22 protein-coding genes and 2 tRNA genes are annotated in these 24,365 nt (G+C 45.6%); 8 read left to right on the top strand and 16 right to left on the bottom strand.

What is annotated here, in order from left to right; translation table 11 throughout:
* Window positions 1-4 precede the first annotated feature (4 nt).
* The gene (gene trxA / locus DXD04_RS01370; protein WP_022052581.1) at window positions 5-370 is read right to left on the bottom strand and encodes a thioredoxin; all 366 of its coding nucleotides are present in this window, start codon (window positions 368-370) and stop codon (window positions 5-7) included.
* A gap of 20 nt (window positions 371-390) precedes the next feature.
* The gene (locus DXD04_RS01365) at window positions 391-636 is read right to left on the bottom strand and encodes a hypothetical protein (RefSeq protein ID WP_022052580.1); all 246 of its coding nucleotides are present in this window, start codon (window positions 634-636) and stop codon (window positions 391-393) included.
* Between the two features lie 102 nt (window positions 637-738).
* Here DXD04_RS01365 and DXD04_RS01360 point away from each other — a divergent pair, with 102 nt between their 5' ends.
* From DXD04_RS01360 to DXD04_RS01350, 3 genes are all read left to right on the top strand, one after another.
* Window positions 739-1,683, top strand: a complete 945-nt coding sequence (locus tag DXD04_RS01360; protein ID WP_117670171.1) for a LysR substrate-binding domain-containing protein — start codon at window positions 739-741, stop codon at window positions 1,681-1,683.
* 284 nt (window positions 1,684-1,967) lie between these two features.
* Entirely contained in the window at window positions 1,968-2,399 is a 432-nt protein-coding gene (locus DXD04_RS01355; protein WP_022052577.1) for an Hsp20/alpha crystallin family protein, read from the top strand.
* Between the two features lie 84 nt (window positions 2,400-2,483).
* Complete coding sequence (locus DXD04_RS01350) at window positions 2,484-3,413, top strand: DnaJ C-terminal domain-containing protein (protein WP_117670168.1); 930 nt, start codon at window positions 2,484-2,486, stop codon at window positions 3,411-3,413.
* 247 nt (window positions 3,414-3,660) lie between these two features.
* On the opposite strand, the gene DXD04_RS01345 is transcribed toward DXD04_RS01350, so the two are convergent.
* The gene (locus tag DXD04_RS01345; protein ID WP_117670166.1) at window positions 3,661-4,338 is read right to left on the bottom strand and encodes a response regulator transcription factor; all 678 of its coding nucleotides are present in this window, start codon (window positions 4,336-4,338) and stop codon (window positions 3,661-3,663) included.
* Window positions 4,339-4,344: 6 nt separating this feature from the next.
* Window positions 4,345-5,772 (bottom strand): sensor histidine kinase, encoded by a 1,428-nt coding sequence (locus DXD04_RS01340; RefSeq protein ID WP_117670164.1) that lies wholly within the window; start codon window positions 5,770-5,772, stop codon window positions 4,345-4,347.
* A 162-nt stretch (window positions 5,773-5,934) separates the two neighbouring features.
* Here DXD04_RS01340 and DXD04_RS01335 point away from each other — a divergent pair, with 162 nt between their 5' ends.
* Window positions 5,935-6,807, top strand: coding sequence for a GLPGLI family protein (locus DXD04_RS01335; protein ID WP_117670162.1), 873 nt, complete (start codon window positions 5,935-5,937; stop codon window positions 6,805-6,807).
* Window positions 6,808-6,819: 12 nt separating this feature from the next.
* Window positions 6,820-9,333 (top strand): carboxypeptidase-like regulatory domain-containing protein, encoded by a 2,514-nt coding sequence (locus tag DXD04_RS01330; RefSeq protein ID WP_117670160.1) that lies wholly within the window; start codon window positions 6,820-6,822, stop codon window positions 9,331-9,333.
* A gap of 115 nt (window positions 9,334-9,448) precedes the next feature.
* Here DXD04_RS01330 and DXD04_RS01325 read toward each other — a convergent pair.
* From DXD04_RS01325 to prmC, 8 genes are all read right to left on the bottom strand, one after another.
* A tRNA-Leu gene (locus DXD04_RS01325) sits at window positions 9,449-9,533 on the bottom strand.
* Window positions 9,534-9,549: 16 nt separating this feature from the next.
* A tRNA-Gly gene (locus tag DXD04_RS01320) sits at window positions 9,550-9,622 on the bottom strand.
* A 76-nt stretch (window positions 9,623-9,698) separates the two neighbouring features.
* Window positions 9,699-11,039 carry an argininosuccinate lyase gene (gene argH, locus DXD04_RS01315; protein WP_040312446.1) on the bottom strand — a complete coding sequence of 447 codons (1,341 nt, stop codon included), beginning with the start codon at window positions 11,037-11,039 and terminating at the stop codon, window positions 9,699-9,701.
* 40 nt (window positions 11,040-11,079) lie between these two features.
* The gene (locus DXD04_RS01310) at window positions 11,080-11,508 is read right to left on the bottom strand and encodes an SRPBCC family protein (RefSeq protein WP_007559318.1); all 429 of its coding nucleotides are present in this window, start codon (window positions 11,506-11,508) and stop codon (window positions 11,080-11,082) included.
* 128 nt (window positions 11,509-11,636) lie between these two features.
* Entirely contained in the window at window positions 11,637-12,272 is a 636-nt protein-coding gene (pyrE, locus tag DXD04_RS01305; RefSeq protein ID WP_117670158.1) for an orotate phosphoribosyltransferase, read from the bottom strand.
* A 101-nt stretch (window positions 12,273-12,373) separates the two neighbouring features.
* Window positions 12,374-13,063 carry a ComF family protein gene (locus DXD04_RS01300; RefSeq protein ID WP_117670155.1) on the bottom strand — a complete coding sequence of 230 codons (690 nt, stop codon included), beginning with the start codon at window positions 13,061-13,063 and terminating at the stop codon, window positions 12,374-12,376.
* Entirely contained in the window at window positions 13,047-13,526 is a 480-nt protein-coding gene (locus DXD04_RS01295) for a regulatory protein RecX (protein ID WP_117670153.1), read from the bottom strand. Before DXD04_RS01295 ends, DXD04_RS01300 begins: the two co-directional genes overlap by 17 nt.
* Window positions 13,523-14,365 carry a peptide chain release factor N(5)-glutamine methyltransferase gene (gene prmC / locus DXD04_RS01290; RefSeq protein WP_117670151.1) on the bottom strand — a complete coding sequence of 281 codons (843 nt, stop codon included), beginning with the start codon at window positions 14,363-14,365 and terminating at the stop codon, window positions 13,523-13,525. Before prmC ends, DXD04_RS01295 begins: the two co-directional genes overlap by 4 nt.
* A gap of 32 nt (window positions 14,366-14,397) precedes the next feature.
* Between prmC and ribD the strand changes: the two genes are divergently transcribed.
* Window positions 14,398-15,438, top strand: a complete 1,041-nt coding sequence (ribD, locus tag DXD04_RS01285; protein ID WP_117670149.1) for a bifunctional diaminohydroxyphosphoribosylaminopyrimidine deaminase/5-amino-6-(5-phosphoribosylamino)uracil reductase RibD — start codon at window positions 14,398-14,400, stop codon at window positions 15,436-15,438.
* Between the two features lie 2 nt (window positions 15,439-15,440).
* Here the strand turns inward: ribD and DXD04_RS01280 are convergent, their stop codons facing one another.
* From DXD04_RS01280 to DXD04_RS01270, 3 genes are read right to left on the bottom strand one after another with little or no spacing between them, the layout of a single operon-like run.
* Window positions 15,441-17,102, bottom strand: a complete 1,662-nt coding sequence (locus tag DXD04_RS01280; RefSeq protein WP_117670147.1) for a TonB-dependent receptor — start codon at window positions 17,100-17,102, stop codon at window positions 15,441-15,443.
* 1 nt (window position 17,103) lies between these two features.
* Window positions 17,104-20,121 carry a tetratricopeptide repeat protein gene (locus tag DXD04_RS01275; protein WP_117670145.1) on the bottom strand — a complete coding sequence of 1,006 codons (3,018 nt, stop codon included), beginning with the start codon at window positions 20,119-20,121 and terminating at the stop codon, window positions 17,104-17,106.
* 8 nt (window positions 20,122-20,129) lie between these two features.
* Window positions 20,130-20,660: an NUDIX domain-containing protein gene (locus tag DXD04_RS01270; RefSeq protein ID WP_117670143.1), complete on the bottom strand. Its 531-nt coding sequence runs from the start codon at window positions 20,658-20,660 to the stop codon at window positions 20,130-20,132.
* 274 nt (window positions 20,661-20,934) lie between these two features.
* On the opposite strand from DXD04_RS01270, the gene DXD04_RS01265 reads away from it, so the two are divergent.
* Window positions 20,935-21,405 carry an Lrp/AsnC family transcriptional regulator gene (locus tag DXD04_RS01265; RefSeq protein WP_007559330.1) on the top strand — a complete coding sequence of 157 codons (471 nt, stop codon included), beginning with the start codon at window positions 20,935-20,937 and terminating at the stop codon, window positions 21,403-21,405.
* Window positions 21,405-21,722: a DUF4491 family protein gene (locus DXD04_RS01260; protein WP_117670141.1), complete on the top strand. Its 318-nt coding sequence runs from the start codon at window positions 21,405-21,407 to the stop codon at window positions 21,720-21,722. Before DXD04_RS01265 ends, DXD04_RS01260 begins: the two co-directional genes overlap by 1 nt.
* A gap of 109 nt (window positions 21,723-21,831) precedes the next feature.
* Here DXD04_RS01260 and DXD04_RS01255 read toward each other — a convergent pair whose 3' ends face one another.
* A complete protein-coding gene (locus tag DXD04_RS01255; protein ID WP_117670139.1) occupies window positions 21,832-24,318 on the bottom strand; it encodes a glycoside hydrolase family 31 protein in 2,487 nt (828 codons plus the stop codon).
* Window positions 24,319-24,365 lie beyond the last annotated feature (47 nt).

The raw sequence follows: 24,365 nt of genomic DNA, 5'->3' as shown, positions 1-24,365 counted from the left end.
CACCTCAATCGTTCTTCAACAACACATTCTGAATAGCCTCCTTCAGGTTCTTCTTAGGCAAGGCTCCCTGTGCCATCTGTGGAGTGCCGTTCATCGGCACAAACAACAGGGAAGGCACACTGCGGATACCAAACAAGGCTGCCAGTTCTTCCTCTTCGTCTACATTCACCTTATAGATGTCTACCTGTCCGGCATATTCATCGGCCAGCTCATCCAATACCGGAGCCAGCATCTTGCACGGACCACACCAGGTGGCATAAAAATCAATCAAGGCCGGACGCTCACCCAGGAATTTCCATTCGTTCGGATTCGCTTCATAATTTGCTACTCTTGTCAAAAAATCTGCTTTGGTTAAATGTACTGCACTCATATTCTTCTGTTTTTAAATTTTTACTTACTTTCTTTTGTTGCCTGATAAGGTTTCACAAAATCCTTATACAATGCTTTGTTCCCGGACGAGGTGCCGCATCCTCCTGCCGCACAGCAGGACCAGTTCACCATAGCCATCAGCATCAACAACCCGCCCAATACTATCATCAGGGAGTCTGAAGCATAGATGCCATAAGCGGCAAACACTGCTCCCGAAAGGAGGCGTATCACCCGGAGAACATCCCAATTACGAAATAACCTTTTCATTGTCAACACCTTTTTTGTTTGTTTCTGATGCAAATGTAGATGGAAATGCGCAGGGGCACAACAGATTTTATTTATCTTTGTATTGATAAAATCTATTGAACCATGACATTACAGCAGATGGAATATATCGTGGCACTGGACAAGTACCGCCACTTTGTGCTTGCAGCCGAGGCATGCGGCGTGACACAGCCTACCCTCAGCGCGATGATTCAAAAGCTGGAAGAAGAACTGGATGTCAAGATTTTCAACCGCGACCGGAAGAATATCACCCCTACCCGCATCGGCGAAAAAATCATCCGTCAGGCACAGATTGTGCTGAATGAAACCCAGTGCATAAAGGAAGTGGTAGCCGACGAAACGGACAGCATGAACGGTAACCTGCGTATCGGTATTCTGCCCACCATTGCTCCTTACCTCGTGCCCGACTTTATCCATCATTTCCGGAAAACCTACCCGCACGTAAGCCTGTTCATTGATGAGAAAGAAAACAAGTCATTGCTACAGGAGCTGCACTATGGCAACCTGGACATTATCCTGACCACCCCGCCGGAGGACTTGAACGGCCTGTTAGAGATTCCGGTCTATACCGAGAAGTTCGTGGCCTACTTTTCTGAAGCATGCGACCAGGCCAAAAGCTGTATCGCCAACGGTACCCTTCCTCCCGAACAAATGTGGATTCTGAAAGAAGGTCATTGTGTACCCAACGGCGGAATGAATTTCTGCAAGAACAAGGACATCGGCAATCACATCTATGAGGCCGGAAGCATCGAGACCCTCATAAAAATCGTGGACCGGAACGGTGGATATACCATCATCCCCGAACTTCATATTGCGTCGCTAACCGAGAAACAGAAAGCCCATGTCCTGCCTCTTCAGGCAAATCCTCCGGCACAACGCCACGTATCCATTCTTATCAAAGAAGACTTTATCCGCGAAAGAATGGTCAATGCGGTCATAGATACTCTTAAATCCATCATTCCCGCTTCTATGTTAGAAAAACGGCTGTCTTCACATTCCGTCAGATTACGGCACTCAAAGAGCGAATAAATGACAATATGTCACAGAATAAGACTTTTTGTCTTTATAATTTAAATTTAAAGTGACAATTTGTTACAATCTATTCCATCAGACAGCTAATATAGTTTGCAAAGGTTTAAAAATCGGCATAGAAGGTTTAAAATAAAGGTACTACATTAAAAATGGAAGTTACAACAACCTCCATTCAAGATTTGTGGTACACTGTTTGCAAAAGAGTAAGTGAACTTGAATTTCAAAAGGGTTCGGGTTCAGAAACAAAATTGATTAACAACTAAAAATAGGAGATTACAACTATGATGCCGACTAGAAAATATTACAATCAGAACTGGTTACCAAGTATCTTTAATGACTTCTTCGATAACAACTGGATGGAAAAAGCAAACGCTACCGCACCTGCAATCAATGTGGTGGAAAGCGACAAGGATTACAAAGTAGAAGTAGCCGTTCCGGGAATGACTAAAGAGGATTTCAATATCCACTTGGGTGATGAAAACGAACTGGTCATCTCCATGGAAAAGAAAGTTGAAAACGAAGACAAAGAAAACAAAAAATACTTACGACGTGAGTTCTCTTACACCAAGTTCCAACAGTCACTTTACTTGCCCGACAATGTCGATAAAGAAAAGATTACTGCCAATGTAGCAAATGGTGTATTGACTATTGAGCTGCCAAAGTATTCTCAGGAAGAAAAAGCAAAAATTAATCGTGTGATTGAAATACATTAATCATCACAAATAACGGAAAACTCTCGTCTGCATCCATTGTGGGCGAGAGTTTTTATTTTGGAACTAACTTAAAACGATTGATATATGGCATTTATTGATTACTATAAGATTTTGGGAGTAGACCGTAATGCCACTCAGGATGAAATCAAGCAGGCATACCGGAAGCTGGCCAAGAAATATCATCCTGACCTGAACAAGGATGACCCGTCGGCAGAAGGAAAGTTCCAGCAAGTGAATGAAGCCAACGAAGTATTGAGCGATCCGGAAAAGCGTAAGAAATACGACGAATATGGCGAACACTGGAAACATGCCGATGAGTTTAAGCAGGAACGTGAGGCATACAGCAGGGCACAGCAACAGCACGGTGGCTCCGGCTACTGGTACTCCATGAACGACGGTGAATTTACGGAAGGATTTGGAGGAACAGGGGCAAGCGGCTTCTCCGATTTCTTCGAACAGCTTTTCGGCCACGGAAGAGGTGGACGAGGAGGATACCACACCATGTCGAGGGGACAGGATATAGAAGCACAGATGCACTTGTCGCTCAATGAAGCCTACGTCACCCACAAACAGACTTTCAGCATCAACGGTGAAAATATCCGTATCACTGTGCCGGCAGGTGTGGCCGACGGACAGACCATCCGTCTGAAAGGCTACGGCCAGAAAGCCATGAACGGAGGAGAAAACGGAGACTTGTACATCACCTTTGTCATCGATAAGGATGATACCTTCGAACGTAAGGGAGATGACCTCTACACCCACGTCAATATCGACTTGTACACTGCCGTACTGGGTGGAGAAGTACAGGTGAAGACCATGGACGGAATCGTCAAACTGAAAGTAAAACCGGGTACACAGAACGACACGAAGGTCCGTTTGAGAGGAAAAGGATTCCCGGTGTACAAACAGACCGGCCAGTTCGGCGATATGATTGTATCGTACCACATCAATATCCCGACCTCCCTGACCGAAAAACAGAAGGACTTGTTCAACCAGCTGCGTGCTGCCAGCTGATAAAGCAGCAATTTCATAACAACTTTATTTATATCAGCTTCATAATTTCCAGTACTTCCGTGGAAGTACTGCAGTACTGTCAAGGAAGTACTGTAGTACTTTCAGGGGAGTACTGTAGTACTGCCTAAGCAGTACTGAGCAATGACACCAGGAATTGTAATAAATGCCATGCATGAAGAATTAGAGGGTTAAGTGATAGTCGCAAAATTTGCGACCACCCAGCATGGAGGTTAGAGCCTGTCTTCAACTATCCCCGCAGCACATAGCCTTTTTTCATCACCGATTCGATTTTAACAGATGAATCTCCTTTCAAAGCCTTGCGCAAGTACGTAATCTGTACGTTCAAGGCCAAGGAGTTAGCATACGAAGCATCTCCCCATACCTGCTCCAGCAACTGCTTCCTACTCACTACAGAACTCTTGTTCTTTATCAGCATACGGAGGATTTCTGCCTGACGGGAAGTAATCATCACCTTATTGGCTTGGGTACGCAATTCATTGTTCGTATAATCAAAAGTAGTATATCCCAACTGATACACTTCTTTGTCCACCGTATCTTCCACATCCCCGAAACGCTCCTGAATCCGGGCAATCAGTTCCTCTGGGTAGAAAGGTTTGGACAGATAATCATTGGCCCGCACTTTAAAGCCTTCCAGACGATCCTTCTTGTCAGAACGGTCTGTCAGGAAGAAAATCAACACATGCCGGTCACGCTCCCGAATCTGTCGGGCTACCTCATACCCATTCACCTCGGGCATATTGATATCCAGCAACACCAAATCCGGTTTCACTTCGGGATATTGCTCCAAAGCAATCCGTCCATTGCCGGCATAGAACACCTCATACCCCTCAGCTTCCAGAAAGCGTTTCAGAATCATGGCATACCTCAAATCGTCATCTGCAAAAAGAATCTTCAAGTGTTTCATACATTGTCATTTTGATTGAGGGATCTCGAGGGTAAAGACTGAACCTTTACCCAATATACTTTCTACACCCACAGTCCCTCCATGGGCTTCCACCATCAGTTTTACATAACTCAATCCCAGCCCAATTCCCGGCAAGCTACGGTCAATGACCTGCTCCGAGCGGTAGAATTTATCGAAAATATGCAACTGGTCTTGGGGAGATATACCGAAGCCATTGTCGGCCACCTGTATCACCAGCTTACCTTCTGTCAGCGAGGCACTGATACGAATGCAGACCTCATTACCCGAATACTTTATGGCATTCTCCACCAGGTTACTGATGCTATTCGTGAGATGTACGGAATCGGCAGCGACCCACAACTGTTCAGGGGTGAGCTGAGTTTCAAAACGTACATGTTTGTCAACCGGAATCACGGTCAGCCTCAACAATTTCTCCAAGGTCTCACTCAAATTAAACAAACGTACAGAAAGCGGGGTCTGCTCATCATCCGCCCGCGTCATCTCGCGTACCTTCACCAAATAGGCTGAAAGATTATCAAGTTCGAACATAGAGTCTTTCACCACTTCATCCATCATCTGCTCATCTTTCCGCATCCGCTTGTTGTTCAAGAACGCCACACACATCTTCAAGGTCTGCACCGGACGTTTCAACTCATGAATCATCGTATTGACGAAACCTTTCCTCAATTCATCCAGTTTGTACTGTTTCAAGATGGTTCGTACTTGATAAATCAAACAGAAAATCAATAACAGAATCAGTATAAGTGAACCGACCAGCTGCCATCCCATCTCTTTTAACAATGGATTTGTCGGAAGGTCGATATATCCTGTCACCGCATCGCGGACAAAAGGATTGTAAGGGTAGATAAATTTCATGCGATACCTCATGCACGATTTCTCAACCACATACGTCCCCTGCCAAAGAAAAGAATCAAGTTTGACCTGCTGCAAATCCATCGCATGAATATGGTGGCTGGTGAAGAGTGAATCTAATGCATGCAAATCAAACGACCTGCCTGCATACTTAGTATAATGCAAACTTGCATTCACAACCTGGTCGAGAGACAAACCGGTGACATTAAATGAGTCTACCAGATGCAAATTACCCAACGAATCCGCATCATATAATTTAGAAAACCTGACATACGATTCAGCTTTCCCTTCCTCAAAATTCATTTTCAAAGAATACCCTAGCTTGACCAAATCAGAATCTTTCTTTGTCCGATTCGTGTCCATCATTTTGATGGTATGGTTAGCATCTAATGTCGATGTAAAATTCTTATCCTGAAGCACCAGCAGGGTATCATTCAACCGGGCCATATAGGCCAACGCTGTATAGGTGTATTGATGATGCAGCCAATACACTTGCCCACCAATTACCAGCAAAGCAGTTACGATTGTCAATACCCACACCAGTTTGATTTGTTTTCCCATCTTTCAAATTCTTTTCTACAAAAATAAAAACCTTATACGATTTATAAGGTACGTCCCTTCTCCCAATTTAAAAAGAATAATATTTCAGTAATAACTTTTCTCTGAAATTCGCCGTGTATCCATTTACCTTTGTTGCATCAGAAAACTTTAAATTACGAGAAAATGAAAAAAACTTTATTTCTTACATTCAGTCTGTTAGGCTGTCTGTACACTGCAATCTCTTCACACGCACAAATATTTGTCGTGGATACAGGTTCCATCTTTAACCAAGACTCCATTGATACCCAACGCATCAAGGTACAATACGAGATGATTTATCTGCAAGATACGGTTTCAGAAGATGCCAAACTCAGTCAAGAAACCTTGATGCTCGAGATTGGCAAACAGTATAGCAAATGCTACAGCTATAACTTTTATGTACGTGACTCGTTATTGATGGCTGATGCCAAAGCAGGCGCATCCAAGGAAACCATGCTACAACATGCCACTGCAATTGGAAATCCCCGGATTTCTTACCAGATATTCAAACATTACCCCGCAGGAAAAGTCACCACGCTCGACCGCCTAGCAACCACCAATTTCTTGTGTGAGGAAAAAGAGGAAATGCCGGAATGGACGCTTCTTCCTGATACAACTACCCTTCTTTCTTATTCCTGCCAAAAGGCTATCTGCCATTTTAAAGGCAGAAACTATACTGTTTGGTACACCTTAGAGATTCCAGTCTCGGAAGGACCCTGGAAACTGTTCGGATTGCCGGGACTGATTATCAAAGCAGAGGATGACAAGAAGCACTATACATTCAATTGTACCGGGATAGAGCAATGCAAAATCCCGAAACCCATTCTAATCAATCTCAAAGGAAGGGAAAAAGTTTCACGTTCCAACTTAAACAAAATGTATGAACGGATGGCCAAAGACCCGATGAGTTTTCTCGCCTCGACTGCGCCCAATGTAAAGGTCAGTGTGACCGATGAGCATGGGAACCCGATGAAATCATTCTCCATACCTTATAACCCCATTGAACAGTCTGAATAATCCTCCTGCCGTATGAAATCCCTGATTTTTTTCTTCTTCCTGCTTTTCACCTGTCAGATGCAAGCGCAGTTCTTCATAAAAGGAAAAGTCATCGACAGCGAAACGCACCAACCACTGGAAAGGGCTACGGTCACCCTCACCCGTGACTCAAGCAGTACCATCTACAAGTATGACTTAACCGATCCGAAAGGATGTTTTTCGTTTTCCGTCTCCGAAAACAATACATGGACGGTACATGTCACCTACTTGGGATACCAGAAAGAAAGCCAGCCAGTCCAGAAGGGAAAAGGAATGACATTTCAATTGAAACCAGAAGCCATCTCCTTGAAAGAAGTGGAAATCAAGGGAGGACGTATCTATGGACGACAAGATACCGTGAAATATGACCTATCTCGTTTCACTTCCGGGAAAGAACAGAACATCAAGGAGGCACTGAAAAGACTACCGGGAATTGACGTAAACGAACAAAGTGGGGAAATCCGATACAACGGAAAAGCTATCAGCCAGTTTACTGTGGAAGGAATGGATGTGTCAGGAGGCCGGTACAATCAAGTCACTGAGAACTTGAAAGCAGATGCGGTGAAAGATGCCGAAGTGATTGAGCACTTCCAGCCCATCCGTTCCTTACGCAACAAAATGCCAAGTGACAAAGTGGCTTTGAACCTCACACTAAAACCGGAGATCCGTTCCCGCTGGCTACTCACCTTGCAGGCAGCCGGCGGGTATGGCGACCAAATGTTGTATAACGGAAAGCTCAATGCTTTACAACTGGCTCGTGAACGGCAAGGTATCTATTTATATAAGGCAGACCAGACCGGAAAAGATCTTTCCACCGAACTGCAACAGCTGATTTCCGATAACCAAAACTTTCTCACGCCTACCGATGTTCCGACCTTTATCAACCAACCCACTTTTTCATTCCCTTTGGAAAAACAACGGTTAATGGACAATATTACCCATCTGGCATCTGTGAACCGTCTTTACCGAAAAAATGAAGAACAACAGTCCCGTTTCACCTTCCACTATCTGTACGATGAACAGCACCGTAACCAGGGGACTCAAGAGATTTACTACTATCCTTCTGATACAATCCATGTCGCACAAGCACAAGATTACAGTCTGTATACGCATCAGGCACAGGCCTCCTACAACTATGAACGGAATGGCACACGGTCTTTCTTTCGTAATCTACTGGAAGCCCATGGAACTTGGGGGCACAGTCAGGAGAACCTACATGGCAATCGGGAACTGACACAGAATCTGCAAACGAACAACCTTCAGCTAACCAACCAATTGAATCTCTTGACCACTCGCAAGCAAACTACCTCCGGCTTTCGCTCTTTCTTCCGCTATACCTACCACCCCACTACACTTCAATTTGCGCAAGTCAACCAGTCGCTCGGGCTGCAACAGGCTTATATGGATAACCAAGGTTATTGCCAATGGAAAAAGAACGGAATGACTTTTGGAATTACTGGAGGCATCCAAGGGGAATGGTTGTTGTTGCATCAGACAACCAATTTCTCCAGTCCCCAGTTCAAGCTCTACGCCACTCCTATGTGGATGTGGGAACGAAACACTTTCCGCTTGACTGTATCTGCCAATGCGGCTTATCTAAGAAAAACCAATCCACAATATACAGACTTACGAATCAGTCCGACGGCCTCACTATATTGGCAGTTCAGTCCACGTTGGGAGTTAATCACCCGTGCCCAACTCCAGCAGAAAAACGAAGAAGCCACCGCTTACTACCCGTATTCCTACTGGCAGAACTACCGGACCGTAGCTTCCTTTTCATCCCATGTCCCAGAATTTCAGAATCAACTCTACTCCTTTTACCTGACCTACAAACGGACTGTCCACGAATTTTTCTGGTCACTTTCAGGAAGCTATTGGAACCAGAAAAACCAACAACTGACTCATTCAGAATATCGAGATAGTATCTTTTTTCTTACAACCTGGGAAGTACCTAATCACAATCGCAGCTACAGCCTCACCAGTCTGCTCTCAAAAGGCTTCTATAACTGGAATCTAAAAACTTCACTGGAAACCCAGCTCATTCATAGCGAAGGGAAACAAGCAGGACAGGGTTCCATCCAAAACTACTGCTACACCCAACTCGTACTAACTCCTAAAATCAACTGGACACCCCTTTCCTGGCTCAACACCTCGTATTTGGCATCTCTTACCTGCAATCGTTCCCTTATCGGAAGAAACAATAATTTACCTGCCTTATGGAACATCCGTCAGCAAATCTACCTTGAAATAGGAAACTCTACCTACCAAATCCGTCTTACTGGCGAACATTATTATAACCAGCTCGACGAAAACCATCATCAGCATGTATGGCTTGCAGATGCCGAAACTTCGTATATCAAGAACAAATGGCGGTTTTCCATGAGTCTGTGCAACTTGTTCAACCAAAAAGAATATCGATATACAACTTATTCGGCTATCCAACAATATACTTCATGGATTAAAATGCGACCAAGAGAAATCTTAGTTTCAATTCAATATCAGTTATAACATAAACTAAAAGCAAAGAAAAGTCAAATCTTGGTTTCACTTTCGGCTTAACGCCAAAAACGGATAAAAGAAAAACGCTAACTACTCATTATCAAGTAATTAGCGTTTATTCCTGTACTCGAAGCGGGACTTGAACCCGCACAGCCGCAATGGCCAAGGGATTTTAAGTCCCTCGTGTCTACCGATTCCACCATTCGAGCATCCTTTCAAAGAAAGAGCGGAAAACGAGACTCGAACTCGCGACCCTAACCTTGGCAAGGTTATGCTCTACCAACTGAGCTATTTCCGCGTTTACGGGTGCAAATGTAGGGAGTTTTGCGATATACTCCAAACTTTTCACCCGTTTTCTTTTTAATTTTATGCAATTATCTTCCTAAAAGTGAGTTTTCAGCTTGAACCACTTTCTCGAAATTGAAGCCACTTACCACTTGCTGCATCAGTTCTTCAATCTTGTCATTACACAAGTTACCGATACTTCCGGCATGCGTGTGATGTACGGTCTTATCGTGTGAGAAGTTTCCAGCCTCAATGTCCAGCCCTACTTTCTTATATGCATCACGGAACGGCATTCCTTCTGAAGCCAGACGGTTCACCTCTTCCACACTGAACATATACAGGTATTTGTCGTCATCCAGAATATGTTCGTTGATTTTGATTTTCTCCATGATGTAAGTAGCCATCTGCAAGCAGTCTTCCAACTCCTCAAAAGCAGGAAGGAACACTTCCTTGATAATCTGAAGGTCACGGAAATAACCGGAAGGAAGGTTGTTCATAATCATCATAATCTGCTGCGGAAGGGCCTGAATCTTGTTGCATTTGGCACGGGTCAGCTCAAACACGTCGGGATTCTTCTTGTGCGGCATGATGCTGGAACCGGTGGTACATTCATCGGGCAACTTCACGAAGCCGAAGTTCTGACAACTGAACATGCAGGCATCAAACGCCATCTTCGACAGTGTTCCGGCAATAGAAGCCAGCGCAAACGATACGTTGCGTTCCACCTTGCCACGGCCCATCTGGGCATACACCACATTGTAATTCATTGAATCGAATCCCAACAGACGAGTGGTCATCTCACGGTCCAACGGGAAAGAAGAGCCATACCCTGCTGCCGAGCCCAATGGATTACGGTTACAAGTCTTATAAGCAGCCTGAAGGAACATCATATCGTCCACCAAGCTTTCTGCATAAGCTCCAAACCACAGACCGAAAGAAGAAGGCATGGCGATCTGCAGGTGGGTATATCCCGGCATAAGCACATCCTTGTAACGGTTGCTCTGAGAAATAAGTACATGGAACAAACGTTCTACAGCTTCTGCCACCGATTTCAACTGAGCACGGATAAACAGCTTCAAGTCGACCAGCACCTGGTCATTGCGCGAACGTCCACTGTGGATTTTCTTTCCCACATCCCCCAGGCGGCGTGTCAGCATCAGCTCCACCTGTGAATGTACATCCTCTATTCCGTCTTCAATCACAAACTCCCCGCGTTCTACGGAAGCGTATATATTTTTCAGTTCTTCCAGCAAAATCTTCAGTTCGTCCGAGGTCAGCAGGCCGATACTTTCCAACATGGTAATATGCGCCATCGAACCCAACACGTCGTACTTTGCCAGATACATGTCCATTTCGCGGTCACGTCCCACGGTAAAGCGGTCAATTTCCGCATTTACCTGTACATTTTTCTCCCAAAGTTTTTGAGCCATAATTTCAGTTTTTATCTCCGGCATCTGCCGGTCATTTCAATTAATAAGGAAGCATGGCCAGCATGTCAGCCAGTTTCTCTACTCCCTCCTGCAGGGGCTTTGACACCATGGCTTTCATGAACATGTTCACTTCCGCACGGATAGTCACTTTCATTTTAGCCTCTTCCTGTGTTACAGGAAGAATCTGAATCCACAGATTCAAAGGTATGGGCGATTTGTCACCTTCAAACTTGATGCACTTCAAAGGTTCACGCTCAATGATGCGCAATGTAAGACTGATGCCCTGTACTTTCAAGGTAATGGAATCACGGTCGAACGACATATCTTCCAGTTTCCCGTCCAGCTTGTCCTTCACCATGTCCAGACGTTCCCGAACTCCTTCCAGGTTATTCAGGTCGGACAGTTTGTTATATACTCGTTCCTGACTATAAGGAACATGCTTCACATTGCTTTCAAATTGTACAGCCATATTTTTTCAATCTTCAGGAAAATTCTCCCGTCATCGCATAAAAAAATGTCATCTTGAGCAGAGTGGACTCGCTCAGGATGACATCTCCTATTTACAATCCGAGACTGCTTTCCCAGTTACAGAATCTATTATTTTCCAGTCCAGTGAGAAGGATCCTCTCTCCATGCCTGCAGCACAGGGATATCCTCTTCATTGATATAATCGGTCTTCAAAGCTACTTCCAGCACCGCATTGTAGTTGGTCAGTGTAACCAGTTCTACTTTTGCTTTCTTGAAGGCTTCTACTGATACATCGAAACCGTAAGTGAAAGAAGCAATCATTCCAATTACTTCACAACCGTCGCGACGGATAGCTTCTACCGCTTTCAAACTGCTTCCACCGGTTGAAATCAGGTCTTCTACAACAACCACTTTCATACCCGGACGCAATTCACCTTCAATCAAATTTTCCAAGCCATGGTCTTTCGGGCTTGAACGAACATATACGAACGGCAAGTTCAACTCTTCTGCCACCAGCGCACCCTGTGCAATCGCACCTGTAGCTACACCTGCGATGGCGTCTACTTCACCGAATTTTTCAAGAATAACACGACAAATTTCTAACTTTACGAAGTTACGAAGTGCAGGATATGACAACGTCTTACGATTGTCACAATAAATCGGCGATTTCCAACCTGATGCCCAAGTAAACGGGTTAGCCGGCTGAATCTTCACAGCCTTCACCTTCAGCAACTTTTCTGCAAATAATCTTTCCAAAGCTTTCATAACTTTTTAATTCTCTGATAAATGTTTTTGCAAAATTATAGAAATACATCGGGAATAGAAAATTTAAGAGCATTAATTTTACTAAAACCCGTCAGATTGTTTTATTTCGTCCACGCCAGTGTAACAATGCTGATGCTTATTCCCTCAATATCAGCCAGTACATCTGCACAGGCACCCAACGTGGCCCCTGTGGTCAGCACATCATCCACCAGCATCACATGTTTGCCTTGCAGCATACGGGTATCGCCAGCCAGATGAAAAAGATGAACCGTGTTTTCCTGCCGTTCCAGCACGGATTTATGGGTCTGGGTCTGGTTGTTTCGCACCCGACAGAGCAACCCGTCGCACACCGGAATGCCTGTCTGCTCAGAAATGCCCTCTGCCAGCAGACGACTCTGGTTATATCCCCTGGTACGCAGACGGTCGGGATGCAAGGGAACCGGCAACAAATAATCTACTCCCTCAAAGAAACCCGTCGGGAGCAATTCATGCGCCAGCATCTCTCCCATCTGCCGGCAGACTTTCTGACGGCCATAGTATTTCATGCCGGCCAATATATGGGCAACTTTCCCTCCACGGGCATAATAAAACAAAGCCGACGCCCGCTGTATCGGGAAACGACCCCAGAAAATCTTTTCCATTTCATTGCCCGGTGTATTTCCTAAGTGCGTATGAGGGAGCTGTGACAGACAATCACAGCAAAGAGCCTGTTCGGAGACCTGCAACTTCCGTCCGCAAGCCATGCAGAGGCGAGGAAACAAGAAGTCCCGGATGTCAGTCAAAATATTCATCCGGTTCTACCTGATTGACAAAACGACGTACTTCTTCCAGCGTAAAGCCCCGACCTACAGCAAAACGAATCAGCTTCATGCTCCGTTCATAGTCATTGGCAGCTTTTATTCCTTTCATTTTCTGCTTCAGCATCTTTTTCAGGATTCCGTCGTATTCTTCGGTATCGATTTCCTCCAGTCCGGCACGGATGTCTTCGTCCGACAGGCGTTTCATACGGAGCATCTGTGCAATCTTCATCCGCCCCCACTGATTGAAACGGTACTTGTCGCGCACATAAAACCGGCAAAAACGAGCCGCATCCAAATAACGTTCTTTCTGCAAATAGGCCATAATCCGTTCTGTCACTTCTTCCGAAGCCCCCCACTTGCGAATTTTCTCCTCCACGTCCGACGGGCAACGCTCCACCGACGAACAATACACTTCGGCCTTACTTTTTATCTCTGCTTCACTATATTCTTTCATGGTCTGATTGCTTTTATCATCCGGTCGTTTCCCGACAAGTCTTTCCGTAATTCAATCTGGCGGTATCCAAGCGCCTCCAGCATCCGCACAGTCTCAGCCCCGTAAGCTCGGTTGATTTCAAAATACAATGCTCCTCCTTCCGAAAGCCAGTCAAGTCCTTTCCGGGCTATCCTCCGGTAGAACCGCAACGGATCCGAATCGGGCACAAACAATGCCAGTTCAGGTTCCCAGTCGAGTACATTCGCCTCCATATCCGTCCGCTCGCTTTCCGTAATGTAAGGAGGGTTACTCACCAGCACGTCTACCTGACATTCAGGAAGTTCCTCTTTCAGAATATCGGCACAGAACAGAGTCACCTTGTCTCCATAACGCTTTACATTCATAGCTGCAATGCGCAAAGCCTCAGCCGACACATCGCACGAAGAAACCTGCGCTTCCGGCAACAGCTGCGCCAGCGATACGGGAATGCAGCCGCTTCCGGTGCCAATATCCAGAATACGCACCTGTCCTGCCTCCCGATAATCGGAGACAATCCATTCCACCAGCTCTTCCGTTTCCGGACGAGGAATCAGTACCCCTTGTTCCACATGAAAAGACATTCCACAAAAAGAGGCTTCCTGCAAAATATACTGAAGGGGTTCCCGCTGCTTCAAGCGCCGAAGAATATCCTCCAGTTCCTCCCACTCTTTCGTGGAAAAATTCATATCTTTGCCTGTATAAAGTTCAAGAGTAGAGAGATGCAGAATATCCGAAGATATCCACTTTGCCATGGCTGAAGCCTCTTCTTCTGCATAAAAAGGACTCAGCTCTTTTTTGATATGTACATAAACCGGATGCATAGTTGCAAAAGTAACGATAAAAAACGAAGAATATGACGATAGACGAAAAATATATGCGGCGCTGCATACAACTGGCCCGAAACGGTATCTGCCATGCAGCTCCCAACCCCATGGTGGGGGCCGTCATTGTACGCGACGGAAAAATCATCGGTGAAGGTTATCACGTGCGGTGCGGGGAAGGACATGCCGAAGTGAATGCCATCGCCTCAGTCAAAGATGAAAGTCTGCTGAAGGATGCCACCATTTATGTGAGCTTAGAACCCTGTTCTCACTATGGGAAAACTCCTCCCTGTGCCGACTTAATCATACGGAAAGGGATTCCGAGAGTCGTAGTAGGCTGCGTGGACCCATTTTCTTTGGTAGCCGGAAGGGGAATCCAAAAATTGCGGGATGCCGGCATTGAAGTGACGGTCGGTGTACTGGAAAAAGAATGCCGGGAACTGATTCGTGCTTTCGTGACATTCAACCTGAAAAAGCGTCCTTACATCACCCTGAAATGGGCACAGTCGGCCGACGGTTTTCTGGACATCCGGCGTGAAGACGGAAACGCGGTACGCCTTTCCACTCCTCTCTCTACCTTGGCGGTTCACAAGATGCGGGCCGAACAGAAAGCGATTCTCGTAGGACGACGCACGGCCTTGCTCGACAATCCTTCGCTCACGGTACGCGAATGGTACGGACAGAACCCGCTCCGGCTGGTCATCGACCGACAGCTGACTTTGCCGTCTCATCTGCACCTGTTCGACGGCAGCACTCCTACCCTCGTCTTTACGGAAAAAGAAAAGGCCGCTACCCAGAACCTCACTTACGTGAAACTGGATTTCGGCCAGAATATTCTCCCGCAAATCATGCAGGTGCTTTATGAGCAAAAAATACAAACATTACTGGTAGAAGGCGGAAGCCAGACGCTCCAGGCTTTTCTGGAACAAGGGCTATGGGACGAAGCATTCATAGAACATGCCCGCGTGACCTTGCACGACGGTATTCCTGCTCCCCTCCTTCCGCACGGACAAGAAAGCCGTTTCTTTTTCCGTGACGGCGCACTAATTCAGCACTGCCGCCACGCAGAATAAATTTAGAAACGGCAGCTGATGCCTGCCATGAAATGAAGACCTTCCACCGGATAACCTGCTTCAGTAGCGTATACCTTATTGAGCAGGTTATTCAGGCGGCCAAACACGTTGATGCGGTTCAGCAATTCATACTCTGCTCCTACAGACAGGTTATTGATGGCATCCGCACGCCCAAAATCACCCATTTTCTGACGACGTTCGTAGTTGTAGTTCAAAAGGGCATGGCAATTCTTGATCACCTTGGCACGCACACTGAAATCGGCCTTCAATTCGGGCTTCAACTGCAACAAGCCTTCGTTGCCTTCCGTCACGTTCCAGCTATAATACGCACCGTTTACAGAAAAGTCTACCCAGTCACGGTAGGCATAGCTCACAGAAACGCCTCCATAACCGACTTTTCCCTTATCCTGCAGAATTCCTGTATAGAACACATTCTGCTCATCCGTATAGAATCCTCCCGGTACGGCAAATAGTTCATTCTTGGTAATACGATAACCTCCGTAGAGTTCAAAACCTAATCCGATAACCGGAGAAGCCTTCAAACCGATTTTCGCATCCAGCGGTGTATAGGACGTACGCATCTGCTGTGCAATCGTCCAGTAAGGTGAGAAGTCATTCAACCGGCGGAAATCATTCAGGCGTGTTCCGCCCAATACATTGAGGTAAGCCACATACGTATCGGCGAACGTATATTCCAGTTTGACATCCGGTGCAGCTTTCAGTCCGCTGCCATAAGCCGTCTGCAAATCCACATGGGCACCCACCCGCAACTTCACGGATTCACCCTGATAGGTGTAGTACGGATTCAGCTGCAACAGTGTATAATCCTGCTGCGACACATCGTGAATCAGGTTGTCCATCTCCAGACCGACGCCTACCTGCTGCTCCTCATTGATATTTCCAGCCATGAAACCTTCGGTATGGAAAATATTTTCAGAACCATACTCCATGTAATAATTATCATAACGCAAGCTAAAGCTACGCAAGCCAGTCTGGAAAGCAAACTGTATAGGCAAGTCCTGGTCGCGGGACATCACGCCTACATACCCTTCACCCAACGTATAACGCTGTGTGGTAGGCCAGTTCTCCACCCCTTCATTCATAGACGGCATATAATTAAATACCTGCGAAGCAAAGGCACCTCCTAATTTCAGCGCCACCTTCCGGAAATCATGCCGGTAGTCCAGCGACACATCCGTACGGTAAAAACGCGACTTCCACTCCTCTCCTTCCATGAAATGTGGAATATCCCCATTCAGTCCGTACAAAGAAGCCATGATTCCCAGACGGTCTTTCGAAGAAATATCCCACAGATAACTTCCTTTCAGGTCCACATTGTTCAGCGTACCGTAAGCCGTACGGACATAGCCCCTGTCGGCTCCCTTCTGAGCCAGTTCTCTGGACATCGCCTCCATAGGAGTGGCTTTCCAGGCTCCCAACGGACGCAAATCCGTCGCATAATTAATAGCCTGCTTCGGAGCCGCCGGCTCCTCCACCTCGGGCATGACATTCACCTTAAAGGCATCCATCACCTCGGGGTTGTACTGATTTTCCACTACCACCGTCCGGTTCAGTGTAGAATCTTTCTCCCCTCCATTCTGCGCACATACCGTAGCTGCGGGCCACAGACCGGCGCAAACCAATATCGTACTTATGTATTTCATCTTACTTTACACTTTTAAGTTTTTCCAGGCGACTTTCAATCATTCCGGCGATGTCATCATCGGCCTGATAATTCTGCTGCAAAGACAACAAATACTGTTTAGCCTCCATCTTGCGGTCCAGCTTCACGTACACATCCGACAACAGGACGAAGCTTCTTGCCAGCCAGTATGCATGCGGTGTGCTGACTTCGATGTATTCCAGCACTTCCTTCTCTGCCTTGGCAGTTTCTCCCTCATCGAAGTAAGTCTGTGCCACCAGGTATTTGGCTTCTGCCCCGTACACATTACGCGTATCCTTAGCCAGTTCGGTCAAGTCGGCCAGTGCAGCCTTCTTCTGCCCTTCTGCCAACAACGCCTTGGCACGGAAATACAACGCCTCACTACGTACCTCCGGAGTCAGCTTGCTCTGCTTGAGCAGTGCCGAAGCAGTCGTCACGGTTTCAGCCCGGTCATCCAACGCACAAGCGCTTCGCAGAGCACCCACTTCAGCCTGCAGACGCTCTTCCTGCACAGCCGAACGGTCGGCCAAACGCTTGTAAAGGTTCAATGCCTTGGCATATTCCTTCTGGTTGTAAGCCATATCGGCACAAAGCGCCAAAGCCTTTCCTTCATACTTGCTTCCGGAAAAGCGCAACACTTCTTCCAGGCGGGCTGACGCTGCCGCATAATCCTTCTGATTATAATCAATCAAACCTAAATAATAAGACGCATCCACACTGAAAGCTCCTTGCGGGAACGACTGAAGATAGCGGGTCAGACTGGTCTTTGCTCCGGCAATATCTCCACGCATGTAAGCACGTTCGGCTGCCGTATACGTCAAAGAGTCACGCTCGCTCACGTTGAAGGTCGCACCACCAGGTACCGTAGAAGCAAACGCCATATAGTCATCCACCTTATTCAAATCCACATAGATGGACTTCAAGTCACGCTGTGCCAAGCGCGCCTCCGCACTACCCGGATACTTCGTAATGACCTGCTTGTAAGCCGTAATGGCTTCCTCGTAGCGGTCGTTCTGATAATAAAGCAGACCTATTTCATTAGCTGCCTTACGTGAAAGCTCACTTTCCGGATAACGCTGCACCAGCAATGAGTAACGCTTGATGGCATTCTCACTATCCTCCATCTGCACAAAGGCACGTCCCTGTTCATACAGGGCATCGTCCAGATAAGCCGACGACGGATAATCCGTAATCAATTTGTTGAGCACCTGAATCTTTCCGGCATAATCACGCTGCAATCCTTTCACAATACCCTCCTGGAACAACGAATAATCTCCCAGCGAAGGAGAAGTGACGACAGCCTGCGCATATTGCTGGCGGGCTTCTTCAAAACGACGCTCATAAAAATAGCAGTCACCGATACGATTGTACGCGTCGCCTGCTACAGAAGCTTCCTGCGTCCGTCCGTTCTGCACACAGCGGACAAACCAGTCGCGTGCGGAATTATATTGTTTCTGCTTGAACAGACTGTATCCCAAACAGTAAAGAGCCAGTCCGTACTCCTGTGAATTCTTGTCGGTAGCAAACTCCAGATACAGCCGCATGTCATTGGCAGCCTCCGGATAACGCTCCAGACGGTATTTCGATTCTCCGCGCCAATAATAGGCATCGGCCTTGGTCTTCTGATTATACTGGCCCAACTGCAAAGAACGGGTAAAATAATCAATGGCATTCCGATAGTCGGCCTGCGCAAACAGCTGTGTTCCCATACGGAAAAGCAGTTTCTGTTTCGCTTCCAGAATACGTGCACTCGGATGCGTGATTTTCTCGATAGAACGCAACGCCACTTCATAGCTGCGGGTGTTCATATACACCTCTACCAGGTAATCGTTCACCTTTTCAGCATATACCGACGAGGGATATTCGTTCAGGAAGCGTTCGAACACCGTTACCGACTCGGCAAAAGGAGAATAAGACGTTTCATGAATGCAGAGTGCATAATTGAACAAAGCCTGCTCCTGAATGCTACGGTCGAAATCCATGCGCGAAGCCTGCTCAAACGCCATACGTGCCTGATTGCGTTCCTTCAACTGCAGTCCGGCCAATCCCATGTGCAGGTAAGCATTCTGAGCCAGTGCATCCTGCGCACCGGTTGCCTCACCCAAATGCGACAACGCCTTGGAATAGACTCCCGTATTAAAATAACTCATACCCAACTTATACATAGCCAGACGGGCAGGCACCTCCTCCGCTTCGTGGTAGCGTTCCAGCGACTGGATGGCAGCCGCATAATCTTTCTGTCCGTAAGCCGCCTCACCGGAGATACGGTTCATCTGAGCCGCATACTTCTCTTCCGGATACAAAGCCAGATAAGCATCTGCCACCTTTCGGGCCTGTGCATAATTTCCCTGAATCAGGTAAATGTCGGCAATATAATAAGGTGCCAGTTTCTGGAACTTCCGGTCATCCTGCACCTCACGGAATCCCTGCAAGGCGGTATCATATTTCTGCTGTACGTAATCAATATAAGCCAGGTTGTACACCGCATCGTTATGGAAGTCCTTACTCGTCTCTTTCAACACAGCGAACCAGAAAGCCGCATCCTGCAATTTACCGACTTTCAGGTACGACGTACCCATGCGCAAGGCACTGGCATCACGTTCTTCATCAGATAAAAGAGAAATGTCACAGCCCTTCAGCGTAGCAATGGTTTCCATGTATTTCTCTTCCGAAAAATAGCTGGCCCCTATCAGTGCCTGCACCCGATTGCGGTAACGCGACTCCGGATGTGCTTCCAGATAATCCGACAACACTTCCCGACAATCCGGCATTTTCAATTCATAGGCCGTGCAAGCCAGCATATAGTCCACTTCATCGGCCCAGGCCTTTTCCCCCGCCTGACGGGTATAGCGCACCAAGGTCTGTCGGGCTGCCGCATAATCCTGACGCAAGAACAGCTCCCGTCCCTCGTTGAACAAACGGTCTGCCCCGGTCAGCGGCTCCACCTGCTGCCCGGAAACCGTCAACGGCAAGGCACAACACAGCCCCGCCATCCATATATATTTCTTATATTTACCCATAATCCCTTTTATTTTTTGTTCCGACAGGTTTCCAAAAAGCGTGCGACTCCCCTACGTACAGAGTCCAGCCCGAAATCATCCGGATTCACTTTGTCCAGCGGCATCCACCATGCATCGGCCACATCGTCCATGGCTTTTATCAGATGGTCATCTTCCACCTGACACAAGAAGAACTGGTCGAGTGTATGTACCAGAAAACCGGAGTACAGATATGTGTTGGGCAAGGAAAACAGATATTTCGCTTCCGTCACTACCAGCCCCGTTTCCTCTTTCACCTCGCGTGCTACCCCTTCTTCGCCAGTCTCGAACATATCAATAAATCCGCCCGACAAATCCAGCGTGCCCTTGGCAGGTTCCTTTCCCCGCCGGCAAACCAGCAGTTCCCCTTTCCCGTTCAGGATAAAAGCCACCGTAGCCGCACTTGAGTTAAAATAATACACAAACCCGCAGTCCGCACATTTCTTGGACTTCTCATTATGTATTTCAAAATGAGGAGAACCACATACCGGACAAAACTTAAACAATTCCAATGGATGCATAGTTCTTGAGTTTAATAAATAATAAGTCTTACAAAGATAGTGAAAGGTGAGAGAAGTACGAACGAAAAACATGTTTTTCGGCTCTACTTCCCAACCGCATCCTATCTTCTGGGAATCAAAGATAGTCAAATAGGGCCGAACGACTTACACAATTTACCCACAATTTGTTCTTTCGCCAAAAATAATCACGTTTTTTTTGGCAAAATAGCATATAGATAAAAAAGTTTTTCTACATTTGCTTACAATATGATAAAAACAAGAACCATTTAGTAATATGGAAAAAATTGATAAACTTGACAAACAGATTCTGGAAATCATCTCACAGAATGCCAGAATCCCGTTCAAAGACGTTGCAGCAGAATGTGGCGTGTCACGTGCTGCCATTCACCAACGCGTTCAGCGCCTGATTGACCTTGGCGTAATTATCGGTTCAGGTTACCATGTAAATCCCAAGAGCCTGGGATACAGCACCTGCACATACGTAGGAATCAAGCTGGAAAAAGGCTCTATGTACAAGAGCGTAGTGGCAGAACTGAAGAAGATTCCGGAAATCGTGGAATGTCATTTCACCACTGGTCCGTACACCATGCTGACCAAACTGTATTCTACCGATAACGAGCATCTGATGGATTTGCTGAACTCCAAAATTCAGGAAATTCCGGGTGTAACTGCTACGGAGACCTTGATTTCACTGGAACAGAGCATCAAGAAAGAAATTCCCATCCGTAAAGACGCTGACGAATAATGGAATGGATTGACAGCCTTCATTGGGAAGGAATCCTCATTGGCATCTGCACATTCCTGATTATCGGTCTGTTTCATCCGATAGTAGTCAAAGCGGAATATTATTGGGGAACGCGCTGCTGGTGGATTTTTCTGCTATTGGGCATCGCCGGCCTCATCGGTTCCGTGCTGGTAAGTCAGATTCTGCTGTCGACCCTGTTGGGAGTTTTCTCATTCTCTTCTTTCTGGACCATCAAGGAGGTCTTCGAACAGCGCGAACGCGTGCTGAAAGGCTGGTTCCCAATGAATCCGAAACGGAAGAAGGAATATGAACAGTAATTATACTTCAAATAAAAATAGAATCAGAAAGAATATTAGATTTTCTTTCTGATTCTATTTTTATTATATAACTCCTAATCTCAAAACATACATATCTACGACCAACATATTATTGTATAATACTCATCTCCAACGCTTCCCCACTATCAGGAACAAGCACATTTAAAATTTGCATTTCCTTGTCATAACTCCATATTACAGCATCAGCAAATATATTTTCCTGGTCATGTAATTTTTCAGGCTTTACTTTTTTTTGTTTTTTCCCAGCAATCACAACTTTCTGAGGAGATTTTTCTACATAAAATCGGAAAATCATATTCCGCTTAGATGGTAACTGATAGTTACTACCCTCACGTGAGGAAATAGCAATTTCAAACCCTTCAACTGTTGTTTTCACATTAATCGGAGTCTTCAAGAACTCGTCTTTTAAATATCCCAAGTCGGTCCCTTCATCTTCATACAAAAGGAAAGAAGCACTCTGACCTTCTACTGCTGGAAAGACTTCAAATATAACAGGATATTCGGGATGTTCACCAATATAATTCATCACTGGCATAGTAGGAATGATTGATCCTTGCTTTACAAACATTGGGATACATGACAATGGTGCATCCACTGTCAACCACTGTTCTCCCGAGTAAAGCGTCCTTTTATCATTATAGTTCAACCAGTTACCCTCTGGTAAATACAAGTTCTTGGTTTTCGCATTTTTCTTTACGACTGGAGCTATAAGCAATTCTTTACCAAACATAAACTGTGCATCTGTATCAAATGTTTCCACATCATAAGGATATTCAAGAAACATTGGACGCATAATTGGCAATCCTGCATCATGAGCTTCGCGAGCATACGTATAGATATAAGGAATCAATGAATATTTCAATTCTATAGCTTTTTTCACATTCTGTTCTGCTTCTTCCCCAAAAAGCCATGGTTCAACTGCATTGTTACCTTCATGATGAATACGACTTAACGGATTAAAAGCCCCCATCTGTACCCAACGTGTATAAAGTTCAGCCATTGCTGAATAATCTTTAATATCTCCACAATATCCTGATATATCAGTTGTAGTAAAAGGTATCAAGCCTAATCCTGCAGAAAGTAATACAGGAATCTGATTAGCCATCTGCGCCCATCCCTGCGTTACATCGTCACAGTTTCCACTATCACCAGTCCAACCAAAAGTATAACGCTGCAATCCTGCATAAGCAGCACGAGTCATTTGAAATACACGACGATTGGGATTACGTTTTTCAAACTGCTCTTTCACAACTTTGTCCCAAGTTAACCCATACACATTGTGAATCTCACTATGCATTCCCAAATGATGTTTCATCACCAAACGATCCACATCCTCTTCATTACTCCAAGCAGGCTCACCCATATCCGTCCAAAATCCACTGATACCGTCATTTATAGGCTTTTGCTGATATGCTCCCCACCAATCTGCTACCTCAGGCTTTGTAAAATCTACCACACCACAGTTTCCACCCCATGGCCAAGGCATATCATAAGTTTTGCCTGTTGTTGAATCAGTTACAAAATAACCAAGACTATCAGCCTCCTGCCACTGTTTTTTATTAGATTGAGAAATAACAGGATCTTGTGAAACTACAACCTTAAAACCTTGTGATTTCAAATCTGCCAGCATCTGTTTAGGATTCTCATAATTACCTTTACGCCATTCAAAATCTTGCAGGTTCTGAGTCCAACCAATATCTTGATAAATAATATCGCAAGGAATACCACGCTTTCTATATCCAGTCGCAATCTCCCGTGTTAAATCCTCACGAGTGAGCATTCCACGACATTGAGCAAATCCCAAAGCCCATTTGGGCGGCATAATTGGCTTTCCTGTCAGTCCTATATAATGTCCCATAATTTCCTTATAGTCCTTACCAAACATGAAATAATATATCATTTCACCACCTGGAGCTTCAAAACTATAATAATCTCGACTCTCTGTTCCAAACTTAAACTCTGTTTTATAAGTATTATCTAAAAATATACCATAACGATAATTACTCATAAAAAACGGAATACTCTTATATAAAGGATCATCAGCTACACCATAGCAAGGCCGATCACTATTCCACATTTTATATGTTTCCCCTCGTCGATCTAATTTACCGGTTTTTTCTCCCAATCCAAAAAAATGCTCATCACGCCTCAGCATTTTATATTCTACCTTCTTTTCACCTTCACAAGTCCGGCCATCACCATAATCACTAAAAATAAGCTTTTGATATTTATCAAAAACCTGGAGCTTCAAGGGGGATTTATTAACGCGTATTCTCAATACAGGTGTAAAAATCTCATAACAAGACGCTTCCTCATTCACATTGACTACTCCCACATCTTCCAATTCTTCATTAATAACAGCAAACGAAGAATTTAACCGTTGTAATTTCCCATCTGGAGAATACCATATCCGAACTACGGATTGCCCACACAATTTCAATTGAAAAGCTGCTCCATTATCCAAATGAAATGTTACTTCACGCCCTTGTTGCGAAAATGACTTACAAACAGGCACTGCAGCTTGCGCTACGACTGACACAGCTAGAAACAACCATCCAACAATATATCTAAACATAGGCTTATGATTTATAGTTATAATCCTCTAACCTTACAATCTATTCC

The sequence above is a fragment of the Phocaeicola plebeius genome, assembly GCF_003437535.1.
GTDB classification, from domain to species: domain Bacteria; phylum Bacteroidota; class Bacteroidia; order Bacteroidales; family Bacteroidaceae; genus Phocaeicola; species Phocaeicola plebeius_A.
This window is presented reverse-complemented; position numbering and strand designations above follow the sequence as displayed.